Source organism: Variovorax sp. Varisp85 (genome assembly GCF_047304045.1).
GTDB lineage: Bacteria > Pseudomonadota > Gammaproteobacteria > Burkholderiales > Burkholderiaceae_C > Variovorax.
This window is the reverse complement of sequence record NZ_JBGLYN010000013.1, coordinates 57,099-83,208: the sequence shown is the minus strand read 5'-3', so window position 1 is coordinate 83,208 and position 26,110 is coordinate 57,099. Positions and strand designations below refer to the sequence as shown.

The 26,110-nt window shown below is 65.4% G+C and carries 24 protein-coding genes and 1 pseudogene; 19 read left to right on the top strand and 6 right to left on the bottom strand.

All coding sequences use genetic code 11. From position 1 onward, the window contains the following. Positions 1 to 24 precede the first annotated feature (24 nt). The 5 genes from ACCC97_RS07905 (at position 25) to ACCC97_RS07885 (ending at position 5,089) form a co-directional block, all read left to right on the top strand. Positions 25 to 996 (top strand): FadR/GntR family transcriptional regulator, encoded by a 972-nt coding sequence (locus ACCC97_RS07905; RefSeq protein ID WP_413332185.1) that lies wholly within the window; start codon positions 25 to 27, stop codon positions 994 to 996. Positions 997 to 1,148: 152 nt separating this feature from the next. Then, complete coding sequence (locus ACCC97_RS07900; protein ID WP_413332183.1) at positions 1,149 to 1,946, top strand: CoA-transferase subunit beta; 798 nt, start codon at positions 1,149 to 1,151, stop codon at positions 1,944 to 1,946. Positions 1,947 to 1,961: 15 nt separating this feature from the next. Next, positions 1,962 to 2,849 carry a CoA transferase subunit A gene (locus ACCC97_RS07895; protein WP_413332181.1) on the top strand — a complete coding sequence of 296 codons (888 nt, stop codon included), beginning with the start codon at positions 1,962 to 1,964 and terminating at the stop codon, positions 2,847 to 2,849. Positions 2,850 to 2,860: 11 nt separating this feature from the next. Next, entirely contained in the window at positions 2,861 to 4,060 is a 1,200-nt protein-coding gene (locus ACCC97_RS07890) for a CaiB/BaiF CoA transferase family protein (RefSeq protein ID WP_413332179.1), read from the top strand. Between the two features lie 36 nt (positions 4,061 to 4,096). Then, positions 4,097 to 5,089 (top strand): Bug family tripartite tricarboxylate transporter substrate binding protein, encoded by a 993-nt coding sequence (locus tag ACCC97_RS07885; RefSeq protein ID WP_413332177.1) that lies wholly within the window; start codon positions 4,097 to 4,099, stop codon positions 5,087 to 5,089. Positions 5,090 to 5,154: 65 nt separating this feature from the next. Here the strand turns inward: ACCC97_RS07885 and ACCC97_RS07880 are convergent, their stop codons facing one another. Together ACCC97_RS07880 and ACCC97_RS07875 are read right to left on the bottom strand one after the other, a co-directional pair. Further along, positions 5,155 to 5,553 (bottom strand): Zn-ribbon domain-containing OB-fold protein, encoded by a 399-nt coding sequence (locus ACCC97_RS07880; protein ID WP_413332175.1) that lies wholly within the window; start codon positions 5,551 to 5,553, stop codon positions 5,155 to 5,157. Between the two features lies 1 nt (position 5,554). Then, positions 5,555 to 6,724, bottom strand: coding sequence for a thiolase domain-containing protein (locus ACCC97_RS07875; protein WP_413332173.1), 1,170 nt, complete (start codon positions 6,722 to 6,724; stop codon positions 5,555 to 5,557). A 134-nt stretch (positions 6,725 to 6,858) separates the two neighbouring features. On the opposite strand from ACCC97_RS07875, the gene ACCC97_RS07870 reads away from it, so the two are divergent. From ACCC97_RS07870 to ACCC97_RS07820, 11 genes are read left to right on the top strand one after another with little or no spacing between them, the layout of a single operon-like run. Continuing rightward, entirely contained in the window at positions 6,859 to 8,433 is a 1,575-nt protein-coding gene (locus tag ACCC97_RS07870; protein WP_413332171.1) for an AMP-binding protein, read from the top strand. Next, positions 8,420 to 10,078: a long-chain-fatty-acid--CoA ligase gene (locus tag ACCC97_RS07865; protein ID WP_413332169.1), complete on the top strand. Its 1,659-nt coding sequence runs from the start codon at positions 8,420 to 8,422 to the stop codon at positions 10,076 to 10,078. Before ACCC97_RS07870 ends, ACCC97_RS07865 begins: the two co-directional genes overlap by 14 nt. Positions 10,079 to 10,136: 58 nt before the next feature. Further along, a complete protein-coding gene (locus tag ACCC97_RS07860) occupies positions 10,137 to 10,910 on the top strand; it encodes an SDR family NAD(P)-dependent oxidoreductase (protein ID WP_413332167.1) in 774 nt (257 codons plus the stop codon). 10 nt (positions 10,911 to 10,920) lie between these two features. Then, positions 10,921 to 11,889, top strand: a complete 969-nt coding sequence (locus ACCC97_RS07855) for an NAD(P)H-dependent flavin oxidoreductase (protein WP_413332165.1) — start codon at positions 10,921 to 10,923, stop codon at positions 11,887 to 11,889. Positions 11,890 to 11,903: 14 nt separating this feature from the next. Continuing rightward, the gene (locus ACCC97_RS07850; RefSeq protein ID WP_413332162.1) at positions 11,904 to 12,929 is read left to right on the top strand and encodes a phosphotransferase; all 1,026 of its coding nucleotides are present in this window, start codon (positions 11,904 to 11,906) and stop codon (positions 12,927 to 12,929) included. Further along, positions 12,926 to 13,669, top strand: a complete 744-nt coding sequence (locus tag ACCC97_RS07845) for a tyrosine-protein phosphatase (protein WP_413332160.1) — start codon at positions 12,926 to 12,928, stop codon at positions 13,667 to 13,669. The genes ACCC97_RS07850 and ACCC97_RS07845 overlap by 4 nt, the downstream gene beginning before the upstream one ends. 35 nt (positions 13,670 to 13,704) lie before the next feature. After that, a complete protein-coding gene (locus tag ACCC97_RS07840) occupies positions 13,705 to 14,745 on the top strand; it encodes a hypothetical protein (RefSeq protein ID WP_413332158.1) in 1,041 nt (346 codons plus the stop codon). After that, positions 14,742 to 15,539, top strand: coding sequence for an enoyl-CoA hydratase/isomerase family protein (locus tag ACCC97_RS07835; protein ID WP_413332156.1), 798 nt, complete (start codon positions 14,742 to 14,744; stop codon positions 15,537 to 15,539). Before ACCC97_RS07840 ends, ACCC97_RS07835 begins: the two co-directional genes overlap by 4 nt. Before the next feature lie 41 nt (positions 15,540 to 15,580). Beyond that, positions 15,581 to 16,447 (top strand): MaoC/PaaZ C-terminal domain-containing protein, encoded by an 867-nt coding sequence (locus ACCC97_RS07830; protein ID WP_413332154.1) that lies wholly within the window; start codon positions 15,581 to 15,583, stop codon positions 16,445 to 16,447. Between the two features lie 38 nt (positions 16,448 to 16,485). After that, entirely contained in the window at positions 16,486 to 17,412 is a 927-nt protein-coding gene (locus ACCC97_RS07825; RefSeq protein WP_413332152.1) for an NADPH:quinone oxidoreductase family protein, read from the top strand. Positions 17,413 to 17,469: 57 nt separating this feature from the next. Then, positions 17,470 to 18,606, top strand: coding sequence for an acyl-CoA dehydrogenase family protein (locus ACCC97_RS07820; protein ID WP_413332150.1), 1,137 nt, complete (start codon positions 17,470 to 17,472; stop codon positions 18,604 to 18,606). A 34-nt stretch (positions 18,607 to 18,640) separates the two neighbouring features. Here ACCC97_RS07820 and ACCC97_RS07815 read toward each other — a convergent pair whose 3' ends face one another. Genes ACCC97_RS07815 through ACCC97_RS07800 form a run of 4 tightly spaced genes read right to left on the bottom strand, consistent with a single transcriptional unit; the run spans position 18,641 to position 22,644 of the window. Continuing rightward, a complete protein-coding gene (locus ACCC97_RS07815; protein ID WP_413332148.1) occupies positions 18,641 to 19,780 on the bottom strand; it encodes an acyl-CoA dehydrogenase family protein in 1,140 nt (379 codons plus the stop codon). Then, a complete protein-coding gene (locus tag ACCC97_RS07810) occupies positions 19,777 to 20,106 on the bottom strand; it encodes a DUF6285 domain-containing protein (RefSeq protein ID WP_413332146.1) in 330 nt (109 codons plus the stop codon). The genes ACCC97_RS07815 and ACCC97_RS07810 overlap by 4 nt, the downstream gene beginning before the upstream one ends. Before the next feature lie 5 nt (positions 20,107 to 20,111). Continuing rightward, entirely contained in the window at positions 20,112 to 21,119 is a 1,008-nt protein-coding gene (locus tag ACCC97_RS07805) for a phosphotransferase family protein (protein WP_413332145.1), read from the bottom strand. A 1-nt stretch (position 21,120) separates the two neighbouring features. Then, complete coding sequence (locus tag ACCC97_RS07800; protein WP_413332143.1) at positions 21,121 to 22,644, bottom strand: acyl-CoA synthetase; 1,524 nt, start codon at positions 22,642 to 22,644, stop codon at positions 21,121 to 21,123. A gap of 219 nt (positions 22,645 to 22,863) precedes the next feature. On the opposite strand from ACCC97_RS07800, the pseudogene ACCC97_RS07795 reads away from it, so the two are divergent. From ACCC97_RS07795 to ACCC97_RS07785, 3 genes and pseudogenes are all read left to right on the top strand, one after another. Then, a pseudogene (locus ACCC97_RS07795) lies at positions 22,864 to 23,835 on the top strand (tripartite tricarboxylate transporter substrate binding protein). 207 nt (positions 23,836 to 24,042) lie between these two features. Further along, complete coding sequence (locus ACCC97_RS07790; RefSeq protein ID WP_413332141.1) at positions 24,043 to 25,068, top strand: NAD(P)H-dependent flavin oxidoreductase; 1,026 nt, start codon at positions 24,043 to 24,045, stop codon at positions 25,066 to 25,068. 48 nt (positions 25,069 to 25,116) lie between these two features. After that, positions 25,117 to 26,106 carry a tripartite tricarboxylate transporter substrate binding protein gene (locus tag ACCC97_RS07785; protein WP_413332139.1) on the top strand — a complete coding sequence of 330 codons (990 nt, stop codon included), beginning with the start codon at positions 25,117 to 25,119 and terminating at the stop codon, positions 26,104 to 26,106. The last annotated feature ends 4 nt before the right edge of the window (positions 26,107 to 26,110 follow it).

Sequence of the window (26,110 nt, the reverse complement as noted above, 5' to 3'; positions counted from 1 at the left end):
GAACCATTATATTGATGAAGAGGCATGTTGCAAAAGGGGCGCGGCGCAGTGCAGGCCTTTATCATTGGCTCAAAGGTCCTACTTTTAACTTTCGGAGATGCCCTCATGACCGGCAAAGAAACACAAGATCAGGACATACAGTCCGAGGCCCCCGCCGCAACGCCGGCCCGCTTCCAGGCCATTCGCTCCGCGCGGGCGTTCGAGGAAATCGCGCAGCAGATCCGTACCGAACTGGCCCAAGGCCGCCTCAAGGTGGGAACGCGGCTGCCGTCGGAACGCGCGCTGTCTGAGCAATTCGGCGTGTCGCGCAACACTTTGCGCGAGGCGTTGCGCTCGCTTGAGCACGCAGGCTTGATCCGTCTGCAAAAGGGCGCGAGCGGCGGCGCCTTCATCAGCGGCCGTAGCGGCGATGCCATCGCTACCGGGCTGATGGACATGTATCACATGGGTGCAATCCAGCCCGCGCAGTTGACGGAGGCGCGCATCTGGCTCGAATCCATCCTTGTGCGGGAGGCTTGCGCGCGCGCCACGCCGGCCGATATCGAGGCGCTGAACCAGAACATCGAGGCGGCCGAGGAGGCAATGCGCAAGGACGACTTTCCCTCGCGCGCGGCCATCAACCTGGAGTTCCACCGCATCCTGGCGCGCATGACCGGCAACCCGATCATGGTGATCGTGATGAGCGGCGTGCTCAACGTGTTGGCCGAGTTCATCGGACAGATCGGCCATGAGGACAACGCCTACGTATTGCCCTCGCGGCGTCGTTTCGTGAAGCATGTGGCCGCGCGCGACGCTGAAGCGGCCGCGGCCGAGATGGAGTCGATCCTCAAGCGGCTGCAGCGCAGCTACCTCTCGAAGGTGGAAAGCAAGGTGCCGCAGGCCGAGGCGGGTGGCGCGCCGGCTGTCGCGCCGAAGGCGCGCGCCAAGGCGCCCGCCGCAGCCGCGAAGGTCGCGGGCAAGGCCGCCGTCAAGACTGTTGCCAAGCCGGCACGCTGAGCACGCACTTTCCAGCGCCCCACGCAAGACCGCTCGCTGAAAGGCGCGCGGTCTTTTTTTTTGCTGTGGCTTGCGCCGGGAGAATCCCGCTTGACAGTGCTGTGGTGGAGTCATACGATTTATGAATGGTTCAACCAAAGGCGAAGAAAGCAATGAAAGACGACGACAGAGGGCCCTCCACGGGCGAGTTGCTCGCAGTGCTGCTGGCACGCGATTTCGAGGATGGCGAGAAGGTCATCATCGGCACCAACTCCGACATCCAGCTTGCGGCCTGCAATCTCGCACGCGAGATGCATGCCCCTCGCTTGTGGTGGATTTCCGGTCCCGGCGGCATGGTCAATCCCGTGCGCGACCACCTGCTGTCGACCGCCGACTCCGAGAACATTGAGTCGTCGGAGGCCTGGATGGACCTGCCGAACATGATTGACTTCATCGACTGGAAGATCCACTTCTTCGACTTCGCCATCTTGTCGGCGCTGCAGGTCGATCGCTTCGGCAACATCAACACCGTGGTGGTGGGCGACCAGGCGAAGCCCAAGGTGCGCGGCCCGGGCACCGTGGGCATCAGCGCGTTGTGCGGGCTGGCCCGGCGCTTCTATGTTGCGCTCACACGGCACGACAAGAGCGCGTTTGTGCCGCGCGTCGATTTCTTGTGCGGACCCGGCCACATGGGGGGGGGCAACTCGCGCGAAGAGGCGGGGTTGCCTGCCGGCGGACCCAAGCTGGTGGTGTCGCCGCTGGGCGTGTTCGACTTCGAGCCGGTCAGCAAGGAGATGCGCGTGCGATCGATACACCCCGGTGTCACGCTTGAGCAGATCCAGGCCGCGACCGGCTTCGCTCTGCGTGTGGAGGGCACGCTGCCCGTCACCGCGATGCCCACGTCCGAAGAGCTGCGGCTGCTGCGCACCCGCATCGACACGCGCGGCACGCTGCGCCGCAAGTTTCCCTGAAGAGGCCCGAACCCCATGAGCAAGAGCAAACTGATTTCCCTCGACGAGGCCGTGTCGGCCGTGAAGGACGGCGACAAGGTCGGCCTGGGCGGATGGATCTTCAATGCGCAGCCGATGGCGCTGGTGCGGGCGCTGATCCGCAAGGGCGCGCGCAATCTCGATCTGATTCCTGCGCCTGGTTCCATTGCGCCCGACATGCTGATTGGCGCGGGCTGTGCGCGCAGCACGGCCTGCGTGTTCATCAGCTTCGAACAATTCGGTCTGGCGCCACACTTCCGCCGCCAGGCCGAAGCCGGCACGCTGAAGGTGTACGAACTCGACGGCCCGGGCATCGCGGGCGGCCTGCGCGCCGGCATCTGCGACATGCCCTGGACCGCGATTCCCGACCTCGGCACCGATTTGCCGCGTCACACGCCCGAGCACTATTGGCCGCTGCCCTCGAAGCCTGGCGAGCGCAAGATGCTGGCCGCAGCTGCCATCAAACCCGACGTGACCCTGCTGCACGCCCAGCAGGCCGACGAGTACGGCAACGTGCAGTACCTTGCGACGCCGTTCTTCGATGCCATGCTCGCGCAGGCCTCGCGGCATGTGATCGTCTCAGTCGACCGCATCGTGTCCAGCGACACCATCCGTCGCTCGAACCACCTGACCAAGCTGCCAAGCGTGATGGTTGATGCGGTGGTAGAGGCGCCCTATGGCGCGCACCCAACCTCGTCGCCCTCGCTCTATCGCGCGGACGAACGCCACCTGAAGGAATACGTCAAGGCCAGCGCAAGCGAGGAAGCCTTTGCCGCCTACCTCAAGCGCTATGCCAGCGACGCGGGCGCGCATGCCGACTACCTCGATGCACTTGGTGGTGCCCGGCTCGCCGGTCTCGCGGTGTCCGAATCGAATCTTGCGTGAAGGCCCGTCCGATGAACACCACCCCTGCCGCAAAGCCCGGCATCCTCGACGGCGTGCGCGTTCTCGACTTCACCGCCATGATGTCCGGCCCGTATTGCACGCGTCTCATGGCCGACCTCGGCGCTGAAGTCATCAAAGTCGAGCCGCCCGAAGGCGACTACATTCGTCTGCGCGCCCCGCGCCGCGAGGGCCGAAGCACCTACTTCGCGCAACTGAACGCCGGCAAGAAAAGTTTGGCGCTCGACCTCAAGAAGCCCGAGGCGATCGCGCTGATTCGCGAGATGGTCCTGAAGTGCGATGTGGTGATCGAGAACTACCGGCCCGGCGTGATGAAACGTCTCGGGTTGGACTACGCCGCACTCTCGGCGCTGAACCCGAAGCTGGTCTATTGCTCGATCTCGGGTTTTGGCCAGGAGGGCTCTTGGGCCGGCCGCAGCGCCTATGCGCCGGTGTTGCACGCGGCCAGCGGTTACGACATGGCTAACCTCGACTACCAAGAGGGCGACGTTGAGCGCCCACTGAAGAACGGCATCTTCGTGGCCGACGTGCTGGGCGGATCGCTGGCCTTCGGGGCGGTTCAGAGTGCGCTGTTCCGCGCGGCGCGCACGGGAGAGGGCGACCATGTCGACCTGTCTCTGATGGATGCCATGCTGGGCATGCTGGTCTACGAATGCCAGGAGGCGCAGTTCCCGGCCGAGCGTCGCCGACCGCTCTATCGGCCCACGAAGGCGAAGGACGGTTTCCTGTTGATCGCGCCGGTGAGTCAGAACAACTTCGAGGCGCTCGCACGCTGCACCGGGCACCCGGAATGGATCACCGATGCACGCTTTGCGGTGAGCCAGGACCGCGAGCACCATTGGGGCGAACTCATGCAATTGCTCGATGACTGGGCCGCACCACAGAGCGCGGCCGCTTGCGAGGCGGCCATGAACGCCGCTGGCGTGCCGTGTTCGCGCTACTTCACCGTGCGCGAGGCCATGCAACTCCCACCGTTGCAGGAGCGGCAGGTTTTCCAGACCATCGACGACGGATCGGGGCCGTTCCAAGTGCCTAACCCTGCCTTTCGATTTGCCCGTACCGTGGCACACGCCCGCAACAGCGTGCCCCCGCTGGGTGGCGATGGTCCGGCGTTGCTCGGCAGCCTGCTGGGCCTGACCGAGGAGCGCATCGCCGCATTGCGGGAGAGCCGCACGCTGCACGTGCACGGCTGAGCCAGGTGTTTGTTCATACAAAAAGGAGACATCGACATGATGAGCAAGTTGAAGTGCCTTGCGAAGGCACTGGGGACTGCGCTGCTGGCCGCTGGGGCGATGGCGCTGCCGCAGGCTGGCATTGCCCAATCGGACTTCCCGAATAAGCCGATCACCATCGTCGTTCCTTACCCGCCGGGCGGAACGACCGACGTGCTCGCGCGGGTGCTGCAAGAACCGCTGCAGCGCTTTCTCAAGCAGCCGGTGATCATCGAGAACAAGGCTGGGGCGTCGGCCGTGCTGGGCACCAAGTTCGTCGCGAAGGCGCCGGCCAACGGCTACACCCTGCTGTTCCCGAACAACGGGTTGGTGATCTCGCCGCAGGTGTCGAAGGACGCCGACTACGCTCCGTTGAAGGACTTTGCGCCGGTGTCGCTGGTGTCATTGCAACCGATGATCCTGGTGGTCAATCCTTCGGTGCCGGCCAAGTCAGTGCAGGAACTGATCGACTACGCCAAGGCCAACCCCGGAAAGCTCGACTTCGCCACGGCCGGACCGGCCTCGTTCGGCCACCTGGCCACCGAACTGTTCAGTCGTCGTGCCGGCATCCAGATGACGCACATCCCCTACAAGGGGCAGGCGCCGACCACGCAGGCGATCCTCACCGGAGAGTCGAAGCTGCTGCTGAGCACCAGTTCGTCGCAGATGAACGCCTTCATCAAGGACGGCAGGGTCAGGCTACTGGGCGTCAGCTCGTTGCAGCCATCGCCGCTGGCGCCCGGCGCGCCGCCGATTGCCAACACGCTGGCCGGCTTCAATCCGCAGGTGTGGTTCGGTCTCTTCGCGCCGGCAGGCACGCCGCGCGAGGTGGTGGCCAAGCTCAATGAGGCCATCGTCAAAGCGCTGGCGCTGCCCGAGGTGAAGGAGAAATTCGAAACCGCGGGTGCTGCAGCCACTGGCAGCACGCCCGAACAGTTGGGCAGCCGCATTGCCGAGGAATACGGCACCTGGACCACGGTGATCCGCGAGGCGAACATCAAGCCCGAATAGCCTGCAGTCGCCGCACCGACAAAAAAATGCCGCAGCATGCTGCGGCATTTTTTCGTTCAGTGGGATCAGACCGGCGTGAACATCGGCACGGCGTACCCGCCTTCGGCCGGCTTGAAGCTCAGCTTTACCTTGTCGCCGATGCGCAGTGCGTCGAGGTCACAGTCGACGATGTTGGTGAGCATCGTCACGCCTTCGTCGAGCGTCACGTAGGCAATGGCGTAGGCGATAGGGCCCGCACGACGCGTCACGCTCACGCTGTAGATGGTGCCCAGGCCCGACGCATCCTCCCATTCGGTGTCGCCGAGGCAGTAGGGGCACAGTGCGCGCGGATACCAGTGGATCTTGGTGCAGGCGGTGCAGCGCTTGATGCGCAACACGCCTTCCTTGGCGGCGTTCCAGTAGGGCTCTGTGGCCGCGTCGACGATTGGTGCGCCCAGCGGGCGGTCTTGGGACATCGTGGTCATATCAGCTTCTCTCCATGATCAGGGTGGCGCTGCCGTGGCGTGAGCCGAGCAAGCCGCCGGTGCCTTGGGCCAGTGCGAGCCCGCAGTTGGGCACCTGTACCTTCGGGTGCGCTTCGCCGCGCAATTGCCGCACCGCCTCGATGACCTTGGTGATGCCGCCGCGGTTGGCCGGGTGGTTGTTGCACAGCCCACCGCCGTCGGTGTTGAAAGGTAGTTTTCCGATGCCGGAGATCAGGTTGCCCTCCATCACGAACCGGCCGCCTTCCCCCTTCTTGCAGAAGCCCAGGTCTTCCAGCTGCATCAGTACGGTGATGGTGAAACTGTCGTAGATCGACGCGTACTGAATGTCGGCCGGTGCTACGCCAGCTTCGGCAAACGCGATCGGGCCCGAAACAGCCGCGCCGGAATAGGTGAGGTCGACTTGGCCGTTGGCCTGTCCCTTCACCGTTTCGCCGGCACCAAGAACGCTGATCACCGGACGTTTGAGCGCGCGCGCGATCTCGGGGCGCACCACCAGCAGCGCGCCGCCGCCGTCGCTCACCACGCAGCAATCGAGTTTGTGCAGCGGGTCGGAAATCATCGGAGAAGCCAGTACTTCCTCGACCGTGACCGGGTCGCGCAGCATCGCGTGGGGGTTGTGTTGCGCGTGTGCTGCAGCCGCCACCTTGATCCACGCAAGTTGCTCGCTGGTGGTTCCGAACTCGTGCATGTGGCGGGCCGCAGCCAGTGCGTACATGTTCACCGTGACGGGTGAGTAGGGCATTTCCCAGGCCACATCGGGTGTGGCAGCGGTCACGTTGCGAGGGCCGGTGCCCACGCTGCTGGCCTCGCTGCGCGGGCGGCCGGCCAGTGTGATCAGTGCGACGTTGCATTTGCCCGCTGCAATGGCCTGTGCCGCATGTGACACCTGGATCAGGTAAGCCGAGCCGCCGGTGTCCGTGGTGTCGACATGCCGCACGTTGAGGCCCAGGTAGTCGACCATGCTGAGTGGGCCGAGGCCCGGCGCGTCGCCCGCGCAGAAATAGCCATCCACGTCCTGCAGAGAGAGGCCGGCGTCCGCGAGAGCGCCGCGTGCGCATTCGGCATGTAGCTGCGCGACAGTCTTGTCGGGCGCCTTGCGCGTGGGGTGTTCGAAAGCGCCCGCGATGCAGGCCTGTCGTTTGATGCTCATTGATTGCTCCGTGTTCTTCCCTATGCGGGACCATGAATCGACCGATGCCGGCGGCTCGGCGTGCTTGACGCCAGCTCGGTCGCATTATTATCATTGGTTCAACCAAAGTAAATCAACACGTAAAGCGTTTGTCGATGAATCAGAATCTCTACGCGCAGTTTGAGCAGCGCTTTCCGCAGGACGACAATGCGCCCGCCATGGTGCTGCCCGGCGGGCGCCTTTATAGCTACGGGCAGCTGAAAACAGAGAGTGCTCGCTACGCCCGCCTGCTCGCGTCGCTGGGCGCGCAGCCAGGAGACCGCGTCGCCGCGCAGGTCGAAAAATCGGCTTCCGCGGTTTTCTTGTACCTGGGCGCTTTGCGCGCGGGCTGCGTCTTTGTGCCGATGAACCCCGCCTATCAGAGCGGTGAACTGGCCCACCTGCTGAGCGATGCGCGGCCCCATGTGTTCGTGGTGCGGCCCGAGGGCGCCGGGCAGGGACGAGCGCTCGCGTCCGAAGCGGGTGTGCATCATGTGCTCGAGCTGGACGACGACGGCGCAGGCGAGCTTGCGGAGGCTGCGGCCCGCCAGTTGCCGCGCGTGGCCACCGCGCAGCGCAGCGCCGACGACCTGGCAGCCATTCTCTACACATCGGGCACCACCGGACGGGCGAAGGGCGCGATGCTCACGCACCGCAATCTGGGTGTTGGCGTGAGCACGCTGCACCGGTTCTGGGGCTTCGAGCCTGGCGACGTGCTGCTGCACATCTTGCCGATCTACCACTTCCACGGACTGTTCGTTGCGCTGCATTGCGCGCTGTGGAATGGCAGCGCGATCCGTTTCGAGCCGCGCTTCGATGCGACGCGTGCGGTGGCACTGCTGTCGGCCAGCACGGTCTGCATGGGGGTGCCGACACACTATGTGCGCATGCTCGCCGAACCCGGGCTCGATGCGGCCTCTTGCACCGGCATGCGCCTGTTCGTTTCCGGCTCTGCGCCGCTGCTGCCCGATACCTTCAACGCGTTTCGCGAACGCACCGGTCACACCATCCTCGAGCGCTATGGCATGACCGAAGGCGGCATGTTCGCCTCGAATCCCTGCGAGGGAGAGCGCCGCTGCGGCACTGTGGGCGGCGCGCTGCCCGGCGTGTCGCTGCGCGTGGTGGATGCTGACGGGCAGCCGATCGCGCCCGGCATCACGGGCCAGATCCAGGTCAAAGGCGACAACGTCTTCGCCGGCTACTGGCACCTGCCCGAAAAAACCGCTGAAGAACACACGCCCGACGGCTTCTTCAAGACCGGTGACCTGGGCTGCCTGAGCGAGGACGGCTACCTCACCATTGTTGGTCGCGACAAGGACCTGATCATCTCCGGTGGACTCAACGTCTATCCGAAGGAAATCGAGGAGGTCATCGATGTGCTGCCCGGCGTGCGCGAGTCCGCTGTCATCGGGATGCCGCATCCGGATTTCGGCGAAGCGGTGGTCGCCGTCGTGGTGCGCGACACGTCGCTCGCTTGCACCGTCGTACCGCATGGTGACGATGTGGTGCTTGCGGTGAAAGCCAGGCTGGCCGCCTTCAAGGTGCCCAAGATCGTTCACTTTGTCGACGAATTGCCGCGCAACGCGATGGGCAAGGTGCAGAAGAACTTGCTGCGCGAACGCTTTGCGACTGCCCCGACGGCACGCGCGCCGACGAACACCCGAAGGAAAACACAGAATGACCCCGCATGAACTGAGCACGTGGCCGCGCAGCCTGCCACGCGAGATCGACATTCCGCCCACGAACCTGTGCGCCAACCTGCTGGTGTCGGCCACGCGCTACCCGGACCGCCCGGTGCTGGTCGACGACTTTGGCAGCCTGAGCTACACGGAGCTGGTCGAACAGGTGGAGCGCATCGCCGCCTTTTTGCAGAACGACCTTGGAGTTCAACCTGGCGATCGCGTGCTCATCTACCTGCAGAACGGGCGCGGCTGGGTCGCGGCCTATTACGCCATCTTGCGTATCAACGCCGTGGTGGTGCCCGTGAATCCGATGAACAAGCGCGAGGAGTTGCCGCACTACCTGAGCGACACCGATGCGGTGGTGGCCTTCTGTGGGGCGGACAACGTGGCGGAGATGCTGGCCGTGCCAGCCGCGCAGCAACTGCGCCGTGTGATCGTGGTGGGCAACCCCGGGCCGGCCGAGACCCAGCCCGAGCCGGTGAACGAACCAGCTCGAACTCAGGCGCGAACCATCGGCCTGCGCCGCGTGCTCGCCGCAGCCTCGGGCCATGCCACGCCGTTGGCGCACCTGCCCGACGCACTGGCGCTCATCCTCTACAGCTCGGGCTCCACCGGTGCGCCCAAGGGCTGCATGCACACGCACCGCACGCTCACGGCCAGCACGGTCATCGTGGCGCATTGGATGGGCCTGGTGCCGCATTCTGTGCAGTTGGTGGCATTGCCGTACTTCCATATCACCGGCATGCAGAACCTGCTGAACGCGCCCATCTACGGCGGCGGCACGCTGTTGCTGATGCAGCGCTGGAACCGCGAGCAGGCGGCCGAGCTGATTGCGCGGCACCGCGTGAGCCATTGGACCGCCATGCCCACGATGGTGATCGACTTTCTTGCCAGCCCGCGCCTGGCCGAATACGACCTGAGTTCGGTGCGGCGCGTCGGCGGGGGCGGCGCGGGCATGCCCGAGGCGGTGGGCGAGCGGTTGAAGGCGCTGACGGGGCTGGACTTTCTGGAAGGCTACGGCCTTTCGGAAACCGCGCATGTGTCGGGCAATCCGCCGGCCGCGTTCAAGCGCCAATGTCTGGGCGTTCCGCTGTTCAACACAGACCTGCGCATCATCGATCCCGACACGCTCGGCGAACTGCCTCCCGGCGAGGTGGGCGAGATCGTGATGGCGGGACCGCAGGTCTTTACGGGCTACTGGCGCAACGAAGAGTCCACGCGGGCGGCCACGCTGATGATGGATGGCAAGCGCTTTGTTCGCAGTGGCGATCTGGGGCGGCGCGACGAAGAGGGCTATTTTTTCATCGTCGATCGGCTCAAGCGCATGGTCAACGCCTCGGGTTTCAAGGTGTGGCCGGCGGAGGTCGAGGCGATGCTGCATGAGCACCCGGCCATCGCGGAAGCCTGTGTGATCGCCGCCATGGACCCCTATCGGGGTGAAACCGTCAAGGCCGTGGTGGTGCTGCGCGACGCGCTGGCCGGCCGGGTACGCGAGGCCGACATCATCGAATGGTCAAAGAACCGGATGGCTGCCTACAAGTACCCCCGACTGGTCGAGTTCGTGGTCGAGCTGCCGAAGTCGGCGACCGGAAAGATCGCCTGGCGCCAGCTGCAGGACAGCGAACGCGAGAAAACGTTGCGGGCCACGGCTTGATCGGCAGCGTGAAGACATTTATCATTGGTTCAACCAAATCAAATTAGGTAAACATCGCATGCAAAATATCGTCTCTCTCGAAGGCCGCACCATCGTCGTCACTGGTGCAGGGCAAGGCATCGGCAAGGCCATCGCTGAATTGGTCATCGATCTGGGCGGCAACGTGGTCGCCGTCGACCTGAACCCCGACACCCTTCGATCTGCCATGGCCGAGTTGCCGGCCGCACGAGTGCAGCAGGTGGTGGGCAGCGTGACCGATGCTGCGCTCGCAGCCAGAGCGGTAGAGGAAGCCGTGGCCCGCTTCGGCGGTGTGCACGGCCTGGTCAACAACGCGGGCATCACCCGCCCGGCCATGATCGAGAAGATGACGGCCCAGCAGTGGCAAGACGTGATCGACGTTCACCTCACAGGCACCTTTTTCTGGCTGCAGGCTGTGGGCCGCCACATGGTGGCGCGCGCCAAGAGCGGCGACACCACCGGTGGCGCAATCGTCAACATCTCGTCGGACGCCGGCCGCAAGGGCTCGATCGGGCAGGTCAACTACGCGGCCGCCAAGGCCGGCATGCTTGGCATCACCATGACGGCTGCGCGCGAATGGGGCAAGCACAACATCCGCACCAACTCCCTGTGCTTCGGCGTGGTCGAGACGCCCATGACCGAGGTGGTGCGCGGCGAAAAATTCCGTGAAGGCATGCTGGCGCAGATTCCGCTGGGCCGCTGGTCGACGCCGCAGGAGGTGGTGAAGACCGTGTGCTTCCTGATGTCCGACGCGGCCTCGTATATCACTGGCCAGCACCTGGGGGTGAATGGCGGTTTCCACATCAGCCTCTGAGCAGCGGGCCATGAAGACCCGCCTGACCGAGCTGCTCGGTATCCGCTATCCGATTGTGCAAGGCGGCATGCAGTGGGTCGGCCGCGCCGAGATGGCCGCGGCCGTATCGAACGCTGGCGGGCTGGGCATGCTCACCGCGCTCACGCAACCCACGCCAGAAGACCTGGCGAACGAGATCGACCGCTGTCGCGGCATGACGGACAAGCCTTTCGGCGTGAACGTGACGATGTTGCGCAGTGTCAATCCCCCGCCGTACGAGCGCATTTTCGCGACCATCGTCGAGAGCGGCGTGAAGATCGTCGAGACAGCCGGCAACGTGCCTGCGGAAGTGGTCAGCCTCCTCAAGCGCAACGGCATCGCCGTGCTGCACAAGTGCACCTCGGTGCGCTACGCACTGGCGGCCGAGAAGCGAGGGGTGGACGTCATCAGCATCGACGGCTTCGAGTGCGCTGGTCATCCGGGCGAGGACGACGTGCCGGGTCTTGTGTTGATCCCGGCCGCGACGCGCGCGCTGAAGATCCCGGTCATCGCCTCGGGCGGCATTGCCGATGGGCGCGGCATGGCCGCCGCGCTGGTGCTGGGCGCCGAAGGTGTGAACATGGGCACTCGCTTCGTCTGCACGCAAGAGGCTCCAGTGCACGACAACATCAAACAGGCACTGGTGAAGGCCGGAGAACGAGACACGCGCTTGATGTTTCGCAGCATGGGAAACACTGCGCGCGTGTTCGCCAATGCGGTGGCCGAACAGGTCATCGCCACCGAGCGCCGGCCCGGCGGCTGCGCATTCGAGGACGTTCGCGCGCTGGTGTCGGGCGCGAGCGGCAAGGCGGCGCTTGAATCGGGGCAAGTGGACGCTGGCCCGGTCTGGGCAGGGCAGGTGATCGGCCTGATCGGTGACGTGCCGACCTGCGCCGTGCTGCTGGAGCGGATGGTGGCCGAGTGCCGCCAGCAGCTCGCACGAGCGGCTTCCTTTTTCTAGAACGAGCGCGCGCCATGCAGGAGCTGAACATCGATGCGCTTGCGCGTTTCATCCGAGCCCACGTGGCCGACTTCACGGGGGAGCTGCAGGTCAGCCGTTTCAATGGCGGCCAGTCGAACCCGACCTTTGGCGTGCAGGCCGGAGGCGCCCGCTATGTGCTGCGCCGAAAGCCACCGGGACAACTGCTGTCGTCGGCTCATGCCGTCGATCGCGAGTATCGGGTGATGCAGGCGCTGGCCGGCACCGCCGTGCCCGTGCCGCGCGTGCATGCGCTGTGCGAGGACGACGCGGTGCTGGGCAGCAGCTTCTACCTGATGGAATGGGTCGAGGGCCGCGTCTTCGGCGATCAGACCTTGCCGGGCATTGCGCCGGTCGAACGCGCATGCATGTACACCGAGCTCAATCGCGTGATCGCTGCGCTGCACGCGGTTGACTGGCGCGACATCGGCCTGGAAGGTTTCGGCAAACCCGACAACTATCTCGAGCGACAGATCGCGCGCTGGAGCCGGCAGTACCGCGCGACGGAAACCCGCCGCATCGAGGCGATGGATCAACTCATCGACTGGCTGCCGTCGCACATTCCGCCGCAGGATGCCGCGACGTCCATCGTGCACGGCGACTTTCGTCTCGACAACGTGCTTTTTCACCCGAGCGAGCCGCGCATCGTCGCGGTGCTCGATTGGGAACTGTCGACACTGGGCGACCCGTTGGTCGACTTTGCTTACCACTGCATGACCTGGAGACTGGCGCTGGGCACGCACCGCACGCTCGCAGGCATCGATCCGGCTTCGTTGGGAATTCCGACGGAAGAGGCGCATGTGCGCGCCTACTGCGATCGCACAGGGCGTGACACGATCGCGCACTGGAACTTCTATCTCGCGTTCAACATGTTTCGCATGGCCGCTATCCAGCAGGGCGTGCAGAAGCGAGCGCTTGACGGCAATGCCGCCCACACCAAGGCGCTGCAGGCCGGGCAACGCGTCCAGGCGACGGCCGAGCTGGCACGCGAACTGATGCACGCGGTTTCGGCGGTGGCATGAGCGCACAGGCGCCTGCGGCCGCAACGTGGGCCAGCGTTGCGAACCTGCGTGACTTGGGCGGCATTGCGACCGCCTCCGGCCAGCGCATCGCGCCGGGTCGGCTGTGGCGCTCCAGCCATTTCGGCGAAGTGTCGCCGCAGGACGCGCAGGCATTGGAGGCTGTCGGATTTCGGGCCGTGATCGATCTTCGGGGAGCCCATGAGCGCGAGACGGCGCCGTCGCGCCTGGCGCAATCTGTACGGTCGACACTGCGCGAGTTCCATCTGCCGATCGAGCCGCGTGCCATGGGCGCGTTGCGCGAACTGCGCGCTACCGGCGCGGTCGACGAACAGGCGCTGACTGCCGTCATGTCTGAGATCTATCGTCGTTTCGTGAGGCAGCACGCACCCGTTTTTTCTGCTTTCCTGCGCCTGCTGGCCGACAACATGACACCGCTGCCGCTGGTCTTTCACTGCACAGCCGGAAAAGACCGCACGGGCTGGGCTGCAGCACTGGTGCTACTTGCGCTCGGTGTGCCGCGTGACGCTGTCATTGCTGACTTCATGCAAAGCAACGGACGTTGGCGCCTGCACGGAAAAGCCTCCGACTGGGCCTTGCTGGCGTCGGTGCGGCCGGACTACCTGACGTTCGCTTTCGAAGAGATCGAGCGCGGCTGGGGCTCGATCGACATTTATCTGGCCCAGGCGTTGGGGCAAAACGAGGCGGCCCGGCGAAGTCTGTGTGCGCGCCTGCTCGTGTAGCGCGAAGCCACTTCGATTTGAAAAAGGAGACATCCATGTACATGCCCCCGCACAGCAAGCTGCGCCTCGATCCGCAGGATGAGTACACCCACGCGCCCGAAGCCGCGGGGAACTACAACGAGAGCATGTACTTCAATGCTTTCGATACCGCCAGCGGCATCGGCACGTGGATGCGGCTGGGGAACCGGCCGAATGAAGGCCATGCGGAGATGACCTGCTGTGTCTACTTGCCCGACGGACGCGTCGGCTTCATGTACGGCCGCCCGACCATCACTCACAACGAGGCGATGGACGCCGGCGGCCTGCGCTTTGAGGTGATCGAACCCTTCAAGCGCCTGCGTGTCACTTATGAGGGCGAGCTGCTGATCATGGACGATCCGCACGCCATGGCCGACCCGAGCAGCGCGTTCAAGCGCTATCCCAAGCGGCCCGCGACCATCGCGCTCGACTACGAAGGTATCTCGCCGATGCATGGCGGTGAAATCGTCGCGCTCGACGGAAGCCGGCTCGAGGTCGACCCAGAGCATTCGGTCTACCGTGGCCACACCGAGCAGAACATGGCGGTGCGCGGTCACGTCACGGTGGACGGCGAGCGCTATCCCCTCGACGGCTTCGGCTACCGCGACAAGTCGTGGGGGCCCCGCCACTGGCACAGCTTCTATTGGTACAAGTGGTTGCCCGTCACTTTCGGCCGCGACTTCGGTGTGCTGCTTTCGGTCAAGGGGCAGCGCGGCGGTCGGCCCAACAACGTGAGTGGCAACGTGCTGCGCAACGGCCGCTACGAACCCGTGATCGAAGGGCGCATCGCCACTGTCTACGACGACCAGTTCTACCCCGTGCGTTTCACCGCGCAGGTACGCACCGCGGAGCGCAGCTATACGCTCGAAGGCGAGGTCGGTGCGATGGTGCCGCTGCGCCACAGGAGTGCGAGTGGTGAGTCCGGCGCCTATACGCGCATCACCGAAGGCATCACCACCTATCGATGCGAGGGGCATACGGCCCTGAGCATGTCGGAGTATTGCGACGTGATGGTCAACGGAACGCCCATCTCGGTGCTCGAGGAGCCTGCAGCATGAAGACACTGACCTACGCTGTCGAGGACGGCATCGCCACGCTGACGCTGAACCGCCCCGAGTCGAAGAACGCGCTCAGTCCGGCCATGGCCGATGAACTCGGCGAACTGCTCGCTCGCATCCGCACCGACGAAGCGGTGCGCGTACTCGTCGTCACTGGCGCGGGCGACGCCTTTTGTGCCGGCGGCGACGTCAAGGCGATGGGCGAGGGCGGGCCGCGAACGCCTGAACAGCGGCGTGCAGGGATGGCGCGCTACACGCGCATCTGCACCGAGTTGCTGGCGTTCGACCGGCCGGTGATTGCTGCGGTCGATGGTGTGGCCTTCGGCGCTGGCTTCAGCATCGCGCTGATGTGCGACATCGTGCTGTTGAGCGACCGTGCGCGGCTGTGCATGGTGTTCCAGCGCATCGGTTTGATCCCGGATATGGGTGCCTACTACACGCTGCCGCGCGTGGTGGGCCTGCAGCGCGCGAAAGAACTGATTTTTTCTGCGCGCGAGATCGATGCGGCCGAGGCGAAGCGCCTGGGCATTGCGATGGAGGTGCTGGCCGCGCACGACCTGATGCCGCGCGCCCGCGCCATTGCGCAGAGCTTTGCCGGGGCGTCGCCGGTGGCAATGAGCATTTCCAAGCGGGCGTTGCAAAGCTCGCTCGGCAGCGACCTGCAGACCATTCTCGAGATCGAATCGGCCGGCCAAGCCCTGGCTTCAAACAGCGACTACGCCAAGGAAGCGGTGCGCCGCTTCGCCGCGCGTGAGCCGGCCCAGTTTCGTTGGCCGGCGGCTTCCGCTGATTGACGTCCCGCAACCTACCCCTTCCCAAAGAGAAAGCAGAAAAGATGCTCGACTACCGAAAGGCACGCGACTGGCAATCCGGCGACGTGCACCACGCCTACACCCCCAAAGACACCATGCTCTACGCCCTTGGCCTGGGTTTGGGAGCGGACCCGCTCGACGAGAAGCAGTTGCGCTACGTGTATGAAAAGGAACTCGTGGCGCTGCCCACCATGGCCGCTGTTCTGGCCTCGCCTGGTTTCTGGATGCGGGATCGCAAGGAGATCGGCATCGACTTCATGAAGCTGGTACACGGAGAGCAGGCGGTGCGGCTGCATGCGCCGCTGCCGCCGTCGGGTACGGTGATCGGCCGGACGCGCGTGACGCGGGTGGTCGACAAGGGCGAAGGCAAGGGCGCGATCCTGCATGTGGAAAAGGAACTCTTCGGTGGCGACCAGAAACCGCTGGCCACGGTCGAAAGCGTCTACTTCCTGCGCGGCGACGGCGGATTTTCAAAAGATGATGGGCAAGCCGATGAGGCCGCGCCCGCCGCCGCGTCCATGCCTGAATCTGCACCCGAACTCGTACTCGACCTGCCGACGCGCGCTGATCAGGCCTTGCTGTATCGCCTGTCGGGTGACATCAATCCGCTGCACGCAGAACCCGCATTCGCCGCCAAGGTCGGATTTCCTCGTCCCATACTGCACGGGCTCGCGACATGGGGCATTGCCGGGCGCGGGTTGATCGCGGCGTATGCGGACTTTGACGCGACGCGGCTGTCGACCATGCGCGCCCGACTGTCGGCACCGGTGTATCCCGGCGAAACCATCCGTCTCGAGGGCTGGCGGGACGGCGACGAGATCGCTTTCCGTGCGCGCGTGGTGGAGCGTGACGTGCTCGTGTTGACCAACGGCCGCGCTGCGTTGCGATGAGGGCCTGGCGGGTCGAGGCACTCAGCGATCCGGGGCAGATGCGGCTGCGCGAACTGCCGATGCCCGTGCCGGCGGATGACCAGTGCCTGGTCAAGGTGGAGGCCGCGGGCCTCAACTTTTTGGACACGCTCGTTGTCAAGGGCCAGTACCAGACCAAGCCCGCGCTTCCGTTCACGCCGGGAGTGGAGGTTGTCGGCACCATCGCAGAAGGCGAGGGTGCGGGTACGCGCGTGGCCTGCGCCACGACGGCCGGAACGTTCGGTGGCTTCGCGGAGTACGCGCTGGTGTCGCGCGCCGAGGCAATGCCGATCGCGGTTGCCGTGCCGCCTGGTGCCGCTCTGGCGCTGCGAGGCAACTATCCGACCTCGCTCTACGCCCTGCGCCACGCCGGGCGGCTACAGGCCGGCGAAACACTGCTGGTGCATGCCGGCGCCGGCGGCGTTGGAAGCGCGGCGGTGCAACTGGGCAAGCTGCTGGGCGCGCGCGTGATCGCAACTGCAGGCAGCGCTTCGAAGCGCGCTGCCTGTCTGGCGCTGGGAGCGGACGCGGCCGTCGATTACACCAACCCTCAATGGGTCGACGAAGTGCGCAAGCTCGCACCCCACGGTGTCGATGTGGTCTACGACCCGGTCGGCGGCGAGATCGGTGCGCAAAGCGTGCGCTGCCTGGCCTTCGGGGCGCGACTGCTGGTGGTCGGCTTTGCGGGCGGCACGTTGACGCAGTTGCCAGCCAACCGTCTCTTGCTGGCTAACGCCTCGGCCGTCGGTGTGCTGTGGGGCGAGGTGCGAGAGCGCGACCCCGGCCTGGTCCGCCAGTTGGGCGACGAGATCCAGGGCTTGTACCTGCAAGGACTCTTGCGCCCGCTCGAGGCTTCGGTGTTCGACTTCGACGATGCGCCCGCCGCGCTCGCGGCTCTGGAGCGACGTCAGACCTCGGGAAAGGCGATTCTGTTGCTGCAACGTTGAGGCGTGCATTTCGGACGCAGTGCAGTCATAATCAATGGTTCTACCAAAGGAGATATCATGGATTTTGATTTGCCCCCCGAAGCAGAAGAGATGCGCGTCGCCACGCGCGACGCCGTCGACGCTTTGCTGAAGCTGGAAACGCGCTACCAGGAGACCGGCGAAGTGCCGGAGCAGGTGGAAACCACCCTGCGCGAGATGGGCTTCTATGGCATGTCCATCCCCGAGGCATACGGCGGCATGCCAGTCGACCACCTGACCAGCGTGGCGGTGCAGCTTGAGCTGGCCCGCCTGCCTCCACAGTTCTGGCCCTTTGTGCGCTCCGCGCTTGGCCCGGGCGTGCATATCGTGGTGGACCATGGCAGCGAAGCGATCAAGAGAAAGTGGCTGCCCGAGATCGCCTCTGGCCGTTCGCGCAATTGCATCGCGATCACCGAGCCGCATGCGGGCTCTGATGCCGCAAAGATGACGACCACCGCTCGGCGCGATGGCGACCACTACGTGCTCGACGGCGTGAAGACTTTCATCTCGAACGCCAATCACGCCCATTCGATCACCGTGCTGGCTTCGACCGACCGCGCGGCTGGCAAGAAAGGCATCTCGGCTTTCCTGCTCGACACCACCACGCCGGGTTTCCAGGTGACACGCACGATGCCCACGATGGGCTGGATGGACGACAGCTTGTGCGAAATCTCGTTCACCAACTGCCGCATCCCGGTGGAGAACTTGCTGGGCGAGGAAGGGCGCGGCCTCTCGTATGCGATGTCGGGCCTGAACGAAGGTCGCTTGAACGTCGGCTGCCAGGCGCTCGGCCCCGCGCAGATCGCGCTGGACGAAACCATCGAGCACGCCAAGACCCGCGTGACTTTCGGCCAGGCGCTCGGCGAGCACCAGGCGATCCAGCACATGATTGCCGACATGGCGATGGACCTGCATGCTGCGCGCATGGTGCTGTTCGAGGCCGTGTGGCGCGCCGCACGCGGCGAAGACGCACGCATGAAGGCCTCGATGGTGAAGGTGATCTGTACCGAAGCCGCGTGCCGTATCGCCGACAAGGCGCTGCAGATCTTCGGCGGCTCGGGCTACTGCCGCGGCACCATCGTCGAGCGGGTATACCGCGACCTGCGTGTGCTGCGAATCTACGAGGGTGCCTCGGAGATCCACCGCAACATGATCGCCAGGCAATTGCTGGCCTGATCTTGTGCCCGGCACTTTGCCGGGCATGGGCGCATCAACGCATCAGTTCCCGCGCGATCACCACGCGCTGGATCTGGTTTGTGCCTTCGAAGATCTGGTTGAGTTTGGCGTCGCGCATCATCTTCTCGACCGGGTAGTCCTTCACGTAGCCGTAGCCGCCGAACACTTGCACAGCGTCCGTCGTGACCTTCATGGCGACATCGCTCGCGAAGCACTTGGCCATGCTCGCGAACTTGGGCAGTTGGGTCCAGGCTCCGATGTCGGCGAGCCGCGCGGTTTCATACACCAGGCAGCGCGCGGCTTCGATCTGCATGGCCATGTCGGCCAGCATGAACTGGATGCCCTGGAACTCGATGATCGCCCGCTTGAACTGCTTGCGCTGCTTGGCGTAGGCCAGCGCCGCATCGAGTGCACCTTGCGCAAGGCCCACCGAGGCGGCGGCAATGGCGGGGCGGTTGAGGTCGAGCGCGCGCATGGCCGAGCGAAAACCCTTTCCTTCCTCGCCCAGACGGTTTTCCGCCGGCACGCGTACGTTGTCCAAATACACAGGCACGTTGATCGTGCCCTTCATTCCCATCTTGCGTTCGTTGCGGCCGAAAGTCAGGCCCTTGCTGTTCTTCACATCCACGATGAACGGGCTGATGTCGTCGGCGCCGCCGCGTTCGCCGGTCTTGGCGAACACGAGGATGTAGTCGGCACGGCTGCCGAACGTGCACCACTGTTTCTGGCCGTTGAGCACGTAGCTGTCCCCGTCGCGCACGGCGCGCGTGCGCATGCCGCCCACGTCGCTGCCGCAGTCGGGCTCGGAGATCGCGATGGCGGTCACGGTGCGCCCTTGGGCCAGCAGCGGAAGAAAGCGCTGCTTTTGGTCCTCGGTGCCGAAATGCATGATTGGCAACGCGAACATGGTGTTCATGCCGGCCATCAGCGCGCACGACTCCGACACGCGAGAGATCTCTTCCCGCGCGATGCACACCATCGTGAGGTTCGCGCCGGGGCCGCCGTATTCCTCGGGCACCCAGAGCTGCAGCAGGCCCATGTCCCCGTAGACCGGGATGAGCTCTTCGGGAAAACGGTCGTTCTCGTCAATCTCGGCGGCGATGGGCGCAACGTGGCGTTCGACCATGCGGCGCACGCTGTCGCGGAAGGCAATCTGTTCTTCGGTGAAATTCATTGAGGGCTTTCGGAGTGCATCCATTTGGGGTTGTTGATGGCCAGCGCTTCACCCAGATCGGCACGCAACTGCGAGGCCAGACCCGGAGAGTCGATGGGAATTTGTCCGGTGCGAATGGCATCGGCCAGCGCGACGCTCTCGACCGCTGTCGCCGTCTGGTCCTGCAGTCCACCGAGGCGCATTTCGCGTTCGACGGTGCGCAGCACGTTCACCGTCACGCGCGTCTGGAACCGGTGATAGCCTTCCAGCGTGGGAAGCAGTTCGTCCTCAAGGTAGCGGGCGGCCGCCTGCAGCAGGGTGCTGGCGGGGGGGACGGAGTTCGGCATGCGGGTCAGTTCTCGATGAGTTGGAAGAAGTCCCACAGCGGCTCTTCCATGCGACGGCCGACCGCGCACAGCTCCACGCTCGCAGGGCTGCCGTCGGCACGCGCCGAGAGCCCTCGCCGCACGCAGCCGATGGCCCACTTGAGGTTGGAGAAAGCCTCCCAGAAGCGCACGCGCTGCGGGTCCACCGGCGTGCCGCTGGCACGCTCGTAGGCGGCGTACAGATCGTCGCGCGCACCGAAGCCACCGGCTTGGCCCACGCCACCGAAACGCCAGGTTCGCATGCACAGCACGCCGAGGTCTTGCATCGGGTCACCAACACGGGAAATTTCCCAGTCGAGCACGCAGCGGATGCCGTCAGGGCCGACGATCAGGTTTCCAGTGCGGAAGTCGGAATGCACGAGTGCGTCACGCCAGTGTGTGGGCAGATTCTTTTGCACCCACTGCACCGCGTACTCCAGCGCAGGGTGGCGAAAACCGGTGCGCGACAGCAGGTCGCTGTACACATCAAGCTCCTGGGCTGGCGAGAGCCGCTTCAGGAAAGGCAGGTCGGCGACCGGCATCGCATGGATTGCCGCGAGGATGGCACCGGCCTGCGCGGCCATCACGCCGCGCGCGCCGGCATAGGCCGGGTCGGCCACGAGCTTGCGGCCCAAAGTCTCGCCCTCGATGCGCTCGGTGACGTAGCCACGCTCAAGTTCGTCGTGCACGTCGAGGATGGCGAGCACCGTGGGCGCGGGAACGCCGTGCGCGCGGGCCGCGATCATTACCTGCGCGTCTTCGACGGCGTTGAGCTTCGGCGCGGCGAGGCGGGCGGATGCGGGCGACGCATGAGGCTCAGGCGTCTGCTGCAGGATCATGGGGCGTCGCCCGTCAGTGGTCAGCAGGTCGAAGGACCAGGTCGTCTTGGTTGCGCCGCCGGTGAGCCGACGCAGGTCGTCGACGCGACCTTGCAGGCCTGCATGGCGCTGCATGGCGTTGGCAAGCCGGTGCTCGATGTCGTGTGCAGCGTTCACGTCAGATCTTCCGGCCCGCGGCCTGCCAGAACGGGTCGCGCAGCCTGCGCTTGAAGATCTTTCCGCTGTCTTCGCGCGGCAGCGCGGCATGAAAGTCGAAGCGGCGCGGCACTTTGTACTTCGCAATGCGGGCTTCCAGAAAAGTGCGCAACCCGGCCGCGTCGGGCGTGGTTCCGGGCATCGGCTCGATCGCTGCAGCGAGCGACTCGCCCATCTCCTCGTCGGGAATGCCGAACACGGCGCAATCGCGCACCTGGGGGCACTGCAGCAGCGCGGCTTCGATCTCGGCCGGATAGATGTTGACGCCGGCCGAAATCACCATGTCGGAGCGGCGGTCGCACAGGTAGAGGTGATCGTCTTTCACATAGCCGACGTCGCCGCAGCTGATGAGGCCGTCGCGTTCCACCTCTTTGCGCTTCTCGGGATGGTTGTGATACGTGAAGTCGGCATAGGCGGGCACGCGCACGAAGATCTCGCCGATCTCGCCGGGCGCCACCGGCTGACCGTCTTCCCCGTAGAGCACCATGCGCGCATCGGGTGTGAGGCGGCCCACGCTGCCCGGGAACGCCAGCCAGTCTTCGGGTGTGCTGAGCGTGGCGGTGCCGACTTCGGTGCCGCCGTAGGTTTCGTAGACCACCGGCCCCCACCACGCCATCAGCTCGCGCTTGGTTTCGGGGGAGCAGGGGGCGCCGGTGTGTGTCACCCATTTCAAGGAACTCAGGTTGTATCGCCTGCGCACTTCTTCGGGCAGCTTGAGCATGCGCACGAACATCGTAGGCACCGCCACCATGTGGCTGATGCGGTGCTGCTCGATGGCCGCGAGCGCAGCCTCGGCGTCGAACCGGGTCTGCATCACCAGCACATCGCAGATCGACAGGGCCTGGCGCGCATAGGCGTTGGGCGAGGAGTGGTACAGCGGCCCGCCGATCAATGCGCGCACGCCCGGCTGCAGGCCGTAGACGCTGCGCAGCAGCTTCACATAGGCGGCCGCCTGTTCCGGCGTGGCCGCGTTGCGCTTCACGCCCTTGGCCCGCCCGGTGGTGCCCGAGGTGTAGATCATGGTCGCACGGCTGCGGCGCGGCGGACCGTCCCATGGGGTGAAGGCCTCGAGCCAGGCGTTCCATTCGGTCGCCTCGGCAGGCACAGACGTAGCGACGTCCGTCAGCGAGAAGGCGCGCACCGCCTCGGGCGGCGTCGGTACGGTGAGGACGACGGTGCCGGGGGGAATCTGATCGCGGATCGGCGCAAGCAGATCGGCGTGCGCAACCAACACCTTGGGCTGGACGTCGTTCACGATGTAGAGCACTTCCTCGGGCCTGCCATGCCAGTTGATCGGCACCGCATAGGCGCCGAGTGCGACGGCGGCCTGCTGTGCTTCGAAGAAGGCGAAGTCGTTGCGCAGCAGCAATGCGATGGCGTCGCCTTCGCGCACGCCTGCCGCATCGAAGCCGCGCGCCGCACGCAGGGCGCGCTGCATCAGCGAGGCCTGCGTCACGCAGCGTTGGTCGAGGATCACCTGGCTCATTTCGTTGTGTCTCCGTGGTCGGTGGCTAAAAGAATCGCCAATGTTCAATGGTTCAACATATGATAATTCTCGCCAGGCTGCGATGGCAAGGGTGCGACCCTTACGCAGGGGACGGTGAGGAAGGTTTTCGAGGCCCTGCGCACGCGGTGGGCAAACCCCCTTGACGCTGCTGCTCGATGTAAATCAGTATGAGAATGGTTCAGCCAAAAAATCATTCACATGAAATACATCAAAGCCATCCTCTGCACCTCGCTGCTGGCCGTGTGCAATGTCTCCGCTTCGGCCCAGGAGGGGGCTGTGTGGCCGGAGCGAGCGATCCGGCTGGTGCTGCCCACCGCACCCGGCGGAGCGCTCGATGCCTACACCCGGCAGATGGCCGAGCGGCTGTCGATTGGTCTCAAGCAGCCGGTGATCGTCGACAACCGGCCCGGTGCCAACGGCATGATCGCCTCCACAGCCGTGGCGCGTGCGCCCGCCGACGGCTACACCGTGCTGGTCTCGCTCAGCAGTCTGGTGCAGACGCCGCTGCTCAATGCCATGGCCAGCTACAAACTGGAGGAACTGGTGCCCGTGAGCCTCACTGCCTATCTGCCCAATGGCTTTGCGGTCGGGGCGGCGGTGCCGGCGAAGACGCTGGCCGAGTTCATCGACTACGCCAGGACCAGCAAGGCCCCGCTTTCCTACGGCTCCAGCGGCTCGGGCTCGTCGGGGCACATCATGGGCGAGACCCTCAAACGTGCCGTCAAGATCGACATGGTGCATGCGCCCTTCTAGGGCGAAGCGCCCGCCATCCTGGCGGTGATCGGCGGTGACATCACGGCCACTTTCGGCGCGCCTGGCACCCAAGCCGAGCATGCCAAGGCCGGCAAGGTGCGGCTGCTTGCGGTCGCGGCGTCGCGTCGGCTGCGTGACTTCCCGGAGGTGTCGACCTTCACCGAGCTGGGCTACCCCGACGTCGACCTGCCGGGCTGGAGCGGTGTGCTCATGCCTGCCGGCACGCCGAAGGCCATCGTCGAGCGCTTCGCTGCAGAGTGGGTGCGGGTGGTGAAGCTGCCCGAGATCTCGAACCGCATCTACGGCTTTGGTTTCGAGCCAGTAGGGTCGACGCCCGACGTATTTCAGCGATTCATCCGGGCCGAGAACGACAAGTGGGGCGCCGCCATCAAGGGCTCGTCGATCACGCTGGAGTGAGTGGATCGACGGCGGGACCTGGCGCTGCGTCACGGGTCATCGCTGAGCCTCCCCCTCAGCCAAAGGCGCAATTCGGCCACTCGATCTGCTCGACTGCGCCATTGGCACCGAGATGCAGCGGTTGGAGACTGGCGCCATGACTGCACTCCCCAGCATCAAGGTACTAGCCAACGCACCTGCGTACCGGCCCGGCGCAGCGACGAGGTCTTGGAAGAAGGTCGCACGATGACTTTGCCAGCCTCCATCGCGCGGCGCCTGCGGCTGCCGCTGATTGCTGCCCCCATGCTCAAGGTGTCGGGGCCGGAACTCGTGATTGCAGCTTGCCGCAGCGGCGTGATCGGCGCTTTCCCGACCGCGAACGCGCAGGGCGAAGGCACGCTCGATGTCTGGTTGACACAGATCATGAGCGCGCTCGGCGCTACGCCGGGGCAGGTCAGAGAAGCTGCACCGTGCTGCCCCAACCTCATCGTCCACCGTTCGCCCGAGGCGTTGGCGCGCGACATCGAATGCATCGTGCGTCATCGGGTGGAAATGGTGATCACGAGCGTTGGCTCGCCCGCACCAGTGATCGAACCTCTGCATGCGGCCGGCTGCCTGGTGTTCGCTGACGTTGGCAGCCTGCTGCACGCGCGAAAGGCGATCGCGGCCGGGGCTGACGGGCTGGTGCTGTTGACGGCCGGCGCGGGGGGGCAGACCGGCTGGCTCAACGGCTTTGCTTTCGTGCGCGCGGTCCGCGCTTTCTACGACGGACCGCTCGTGTTGGCCGGCGGCATCGCCGATGGCACAGCGTTGTGGGCCGCCCGCGCGCTGGGTTGCGACCTCGGCTACATGGGCACCAAGTTCATCGCCACCAACGAGTCGATGGCGGCTGCGGGCTACAAGCAGATGCTGGTCGAAGCACAGCCCGACGACATCCAGCTCACACGCGCCTTCTCCGGTCTGGCCGCGAACATGCTGCGGCCCTCGATCGTCGCGGCCGGTCTGGACCCCGACGCACTCGATGAAAGCATCACACCGGCGCGTTCGCGCGAACTTTTCGGGGCGTCGCGCGAAAAATTCACGGACACCCGTGAGCGCTTCGGCCCGCAGCGCTGGCGCGATGTCTGGAGCGCGGGTCACAGCGTTGGCGGCGTGGATGCCGTGCGACCCGTGGCGCAGTTGATTGACCGTACAGAGGCCGAGTACCGCGCCGCCGCACAGTGCAGCGCTGTCCTTGCACGCCAGGCCGGTTGAGCCCGACTCGGCGTGCGGGGCCCGATTCACAACGAAGGAGACAAGCAGATGACGATTCACCGCAGACATGCGCTCGGCGCGCTGGCGGGATTGGTGGCAACCGGCATCGCACCCAGCGCCGCGTCCCAGGCCGCGTCCTATCCGAACCGGCCGATCCGGTTGGTGGTGCCCGTCACCGCCGGCAGCGTGCTCGACGTGATCGCACGGGAGTACGGCGAGCGACTGCACGCAGCGCTCGGCCAGCCGATCGTGGTGGACAACAAGCCCGGAGCCAACATGTCGATCGGCATCGCCAACGCCATCGCCTCGCCGGCCGACGGCCACACGCTGCTACTGACCACCACTGAGATGGTGCGCGGGCCGCTGACCTTCCCCTACATCAAGTACGACCCGTTCAAGGAGTTCGTGCCGCTTGCGCATGTGGCCTCGACCTCGATCTTCTTCGTGGTTCCGGCCAGCAGCCCGGCGCGCACGTTGCAGGAGTTCGTCGCGCTGTCCAGACGCGCGCCCGCACCGCTGAGCTATGGCACCATCGGTCACGGCTCCGGGCCGCATTTCTATGGGGAGCTGATCGCGGTACAGACCGGCGCGCGGCTCGCCGACGTGCCGTACAAAGGCGAGGTGCCGTTGCTGCCCGACCTGCTGGGCGGCAGGCTCGATGCAGCCTTCATCTCGGGACTGCCGGCGGCCCAATACGCGAAGGAGGGGCGCATCCGCATCCTTGCAGCGGGCAGTGTGAGCCGCCGCGCCGCCAGCCTGCCGGACGTGCCCACGCTGGCCGAACTGGGTGTGGCGGGCACCGACATCGAAGGCTTCATCGGATTCTTCGTGACCAAGGGCACGCCGACGGCCGTGAGCGAGCGGCTCGCCACCGAGCTCGGCCGCATCGCCGCGCTTCCGGCAATGCGCGAGCGCATGACCACGCTCGGCTTCGAGCCGCGCTTCGGCGGCACGCGCGAATCCTTTCTGGCGACGATGCAAGGCGTGCACGACGGCTGGTCCAAGGCCAACAAGCTCGTCAGCATCAAGGTCGAGTGAGCAA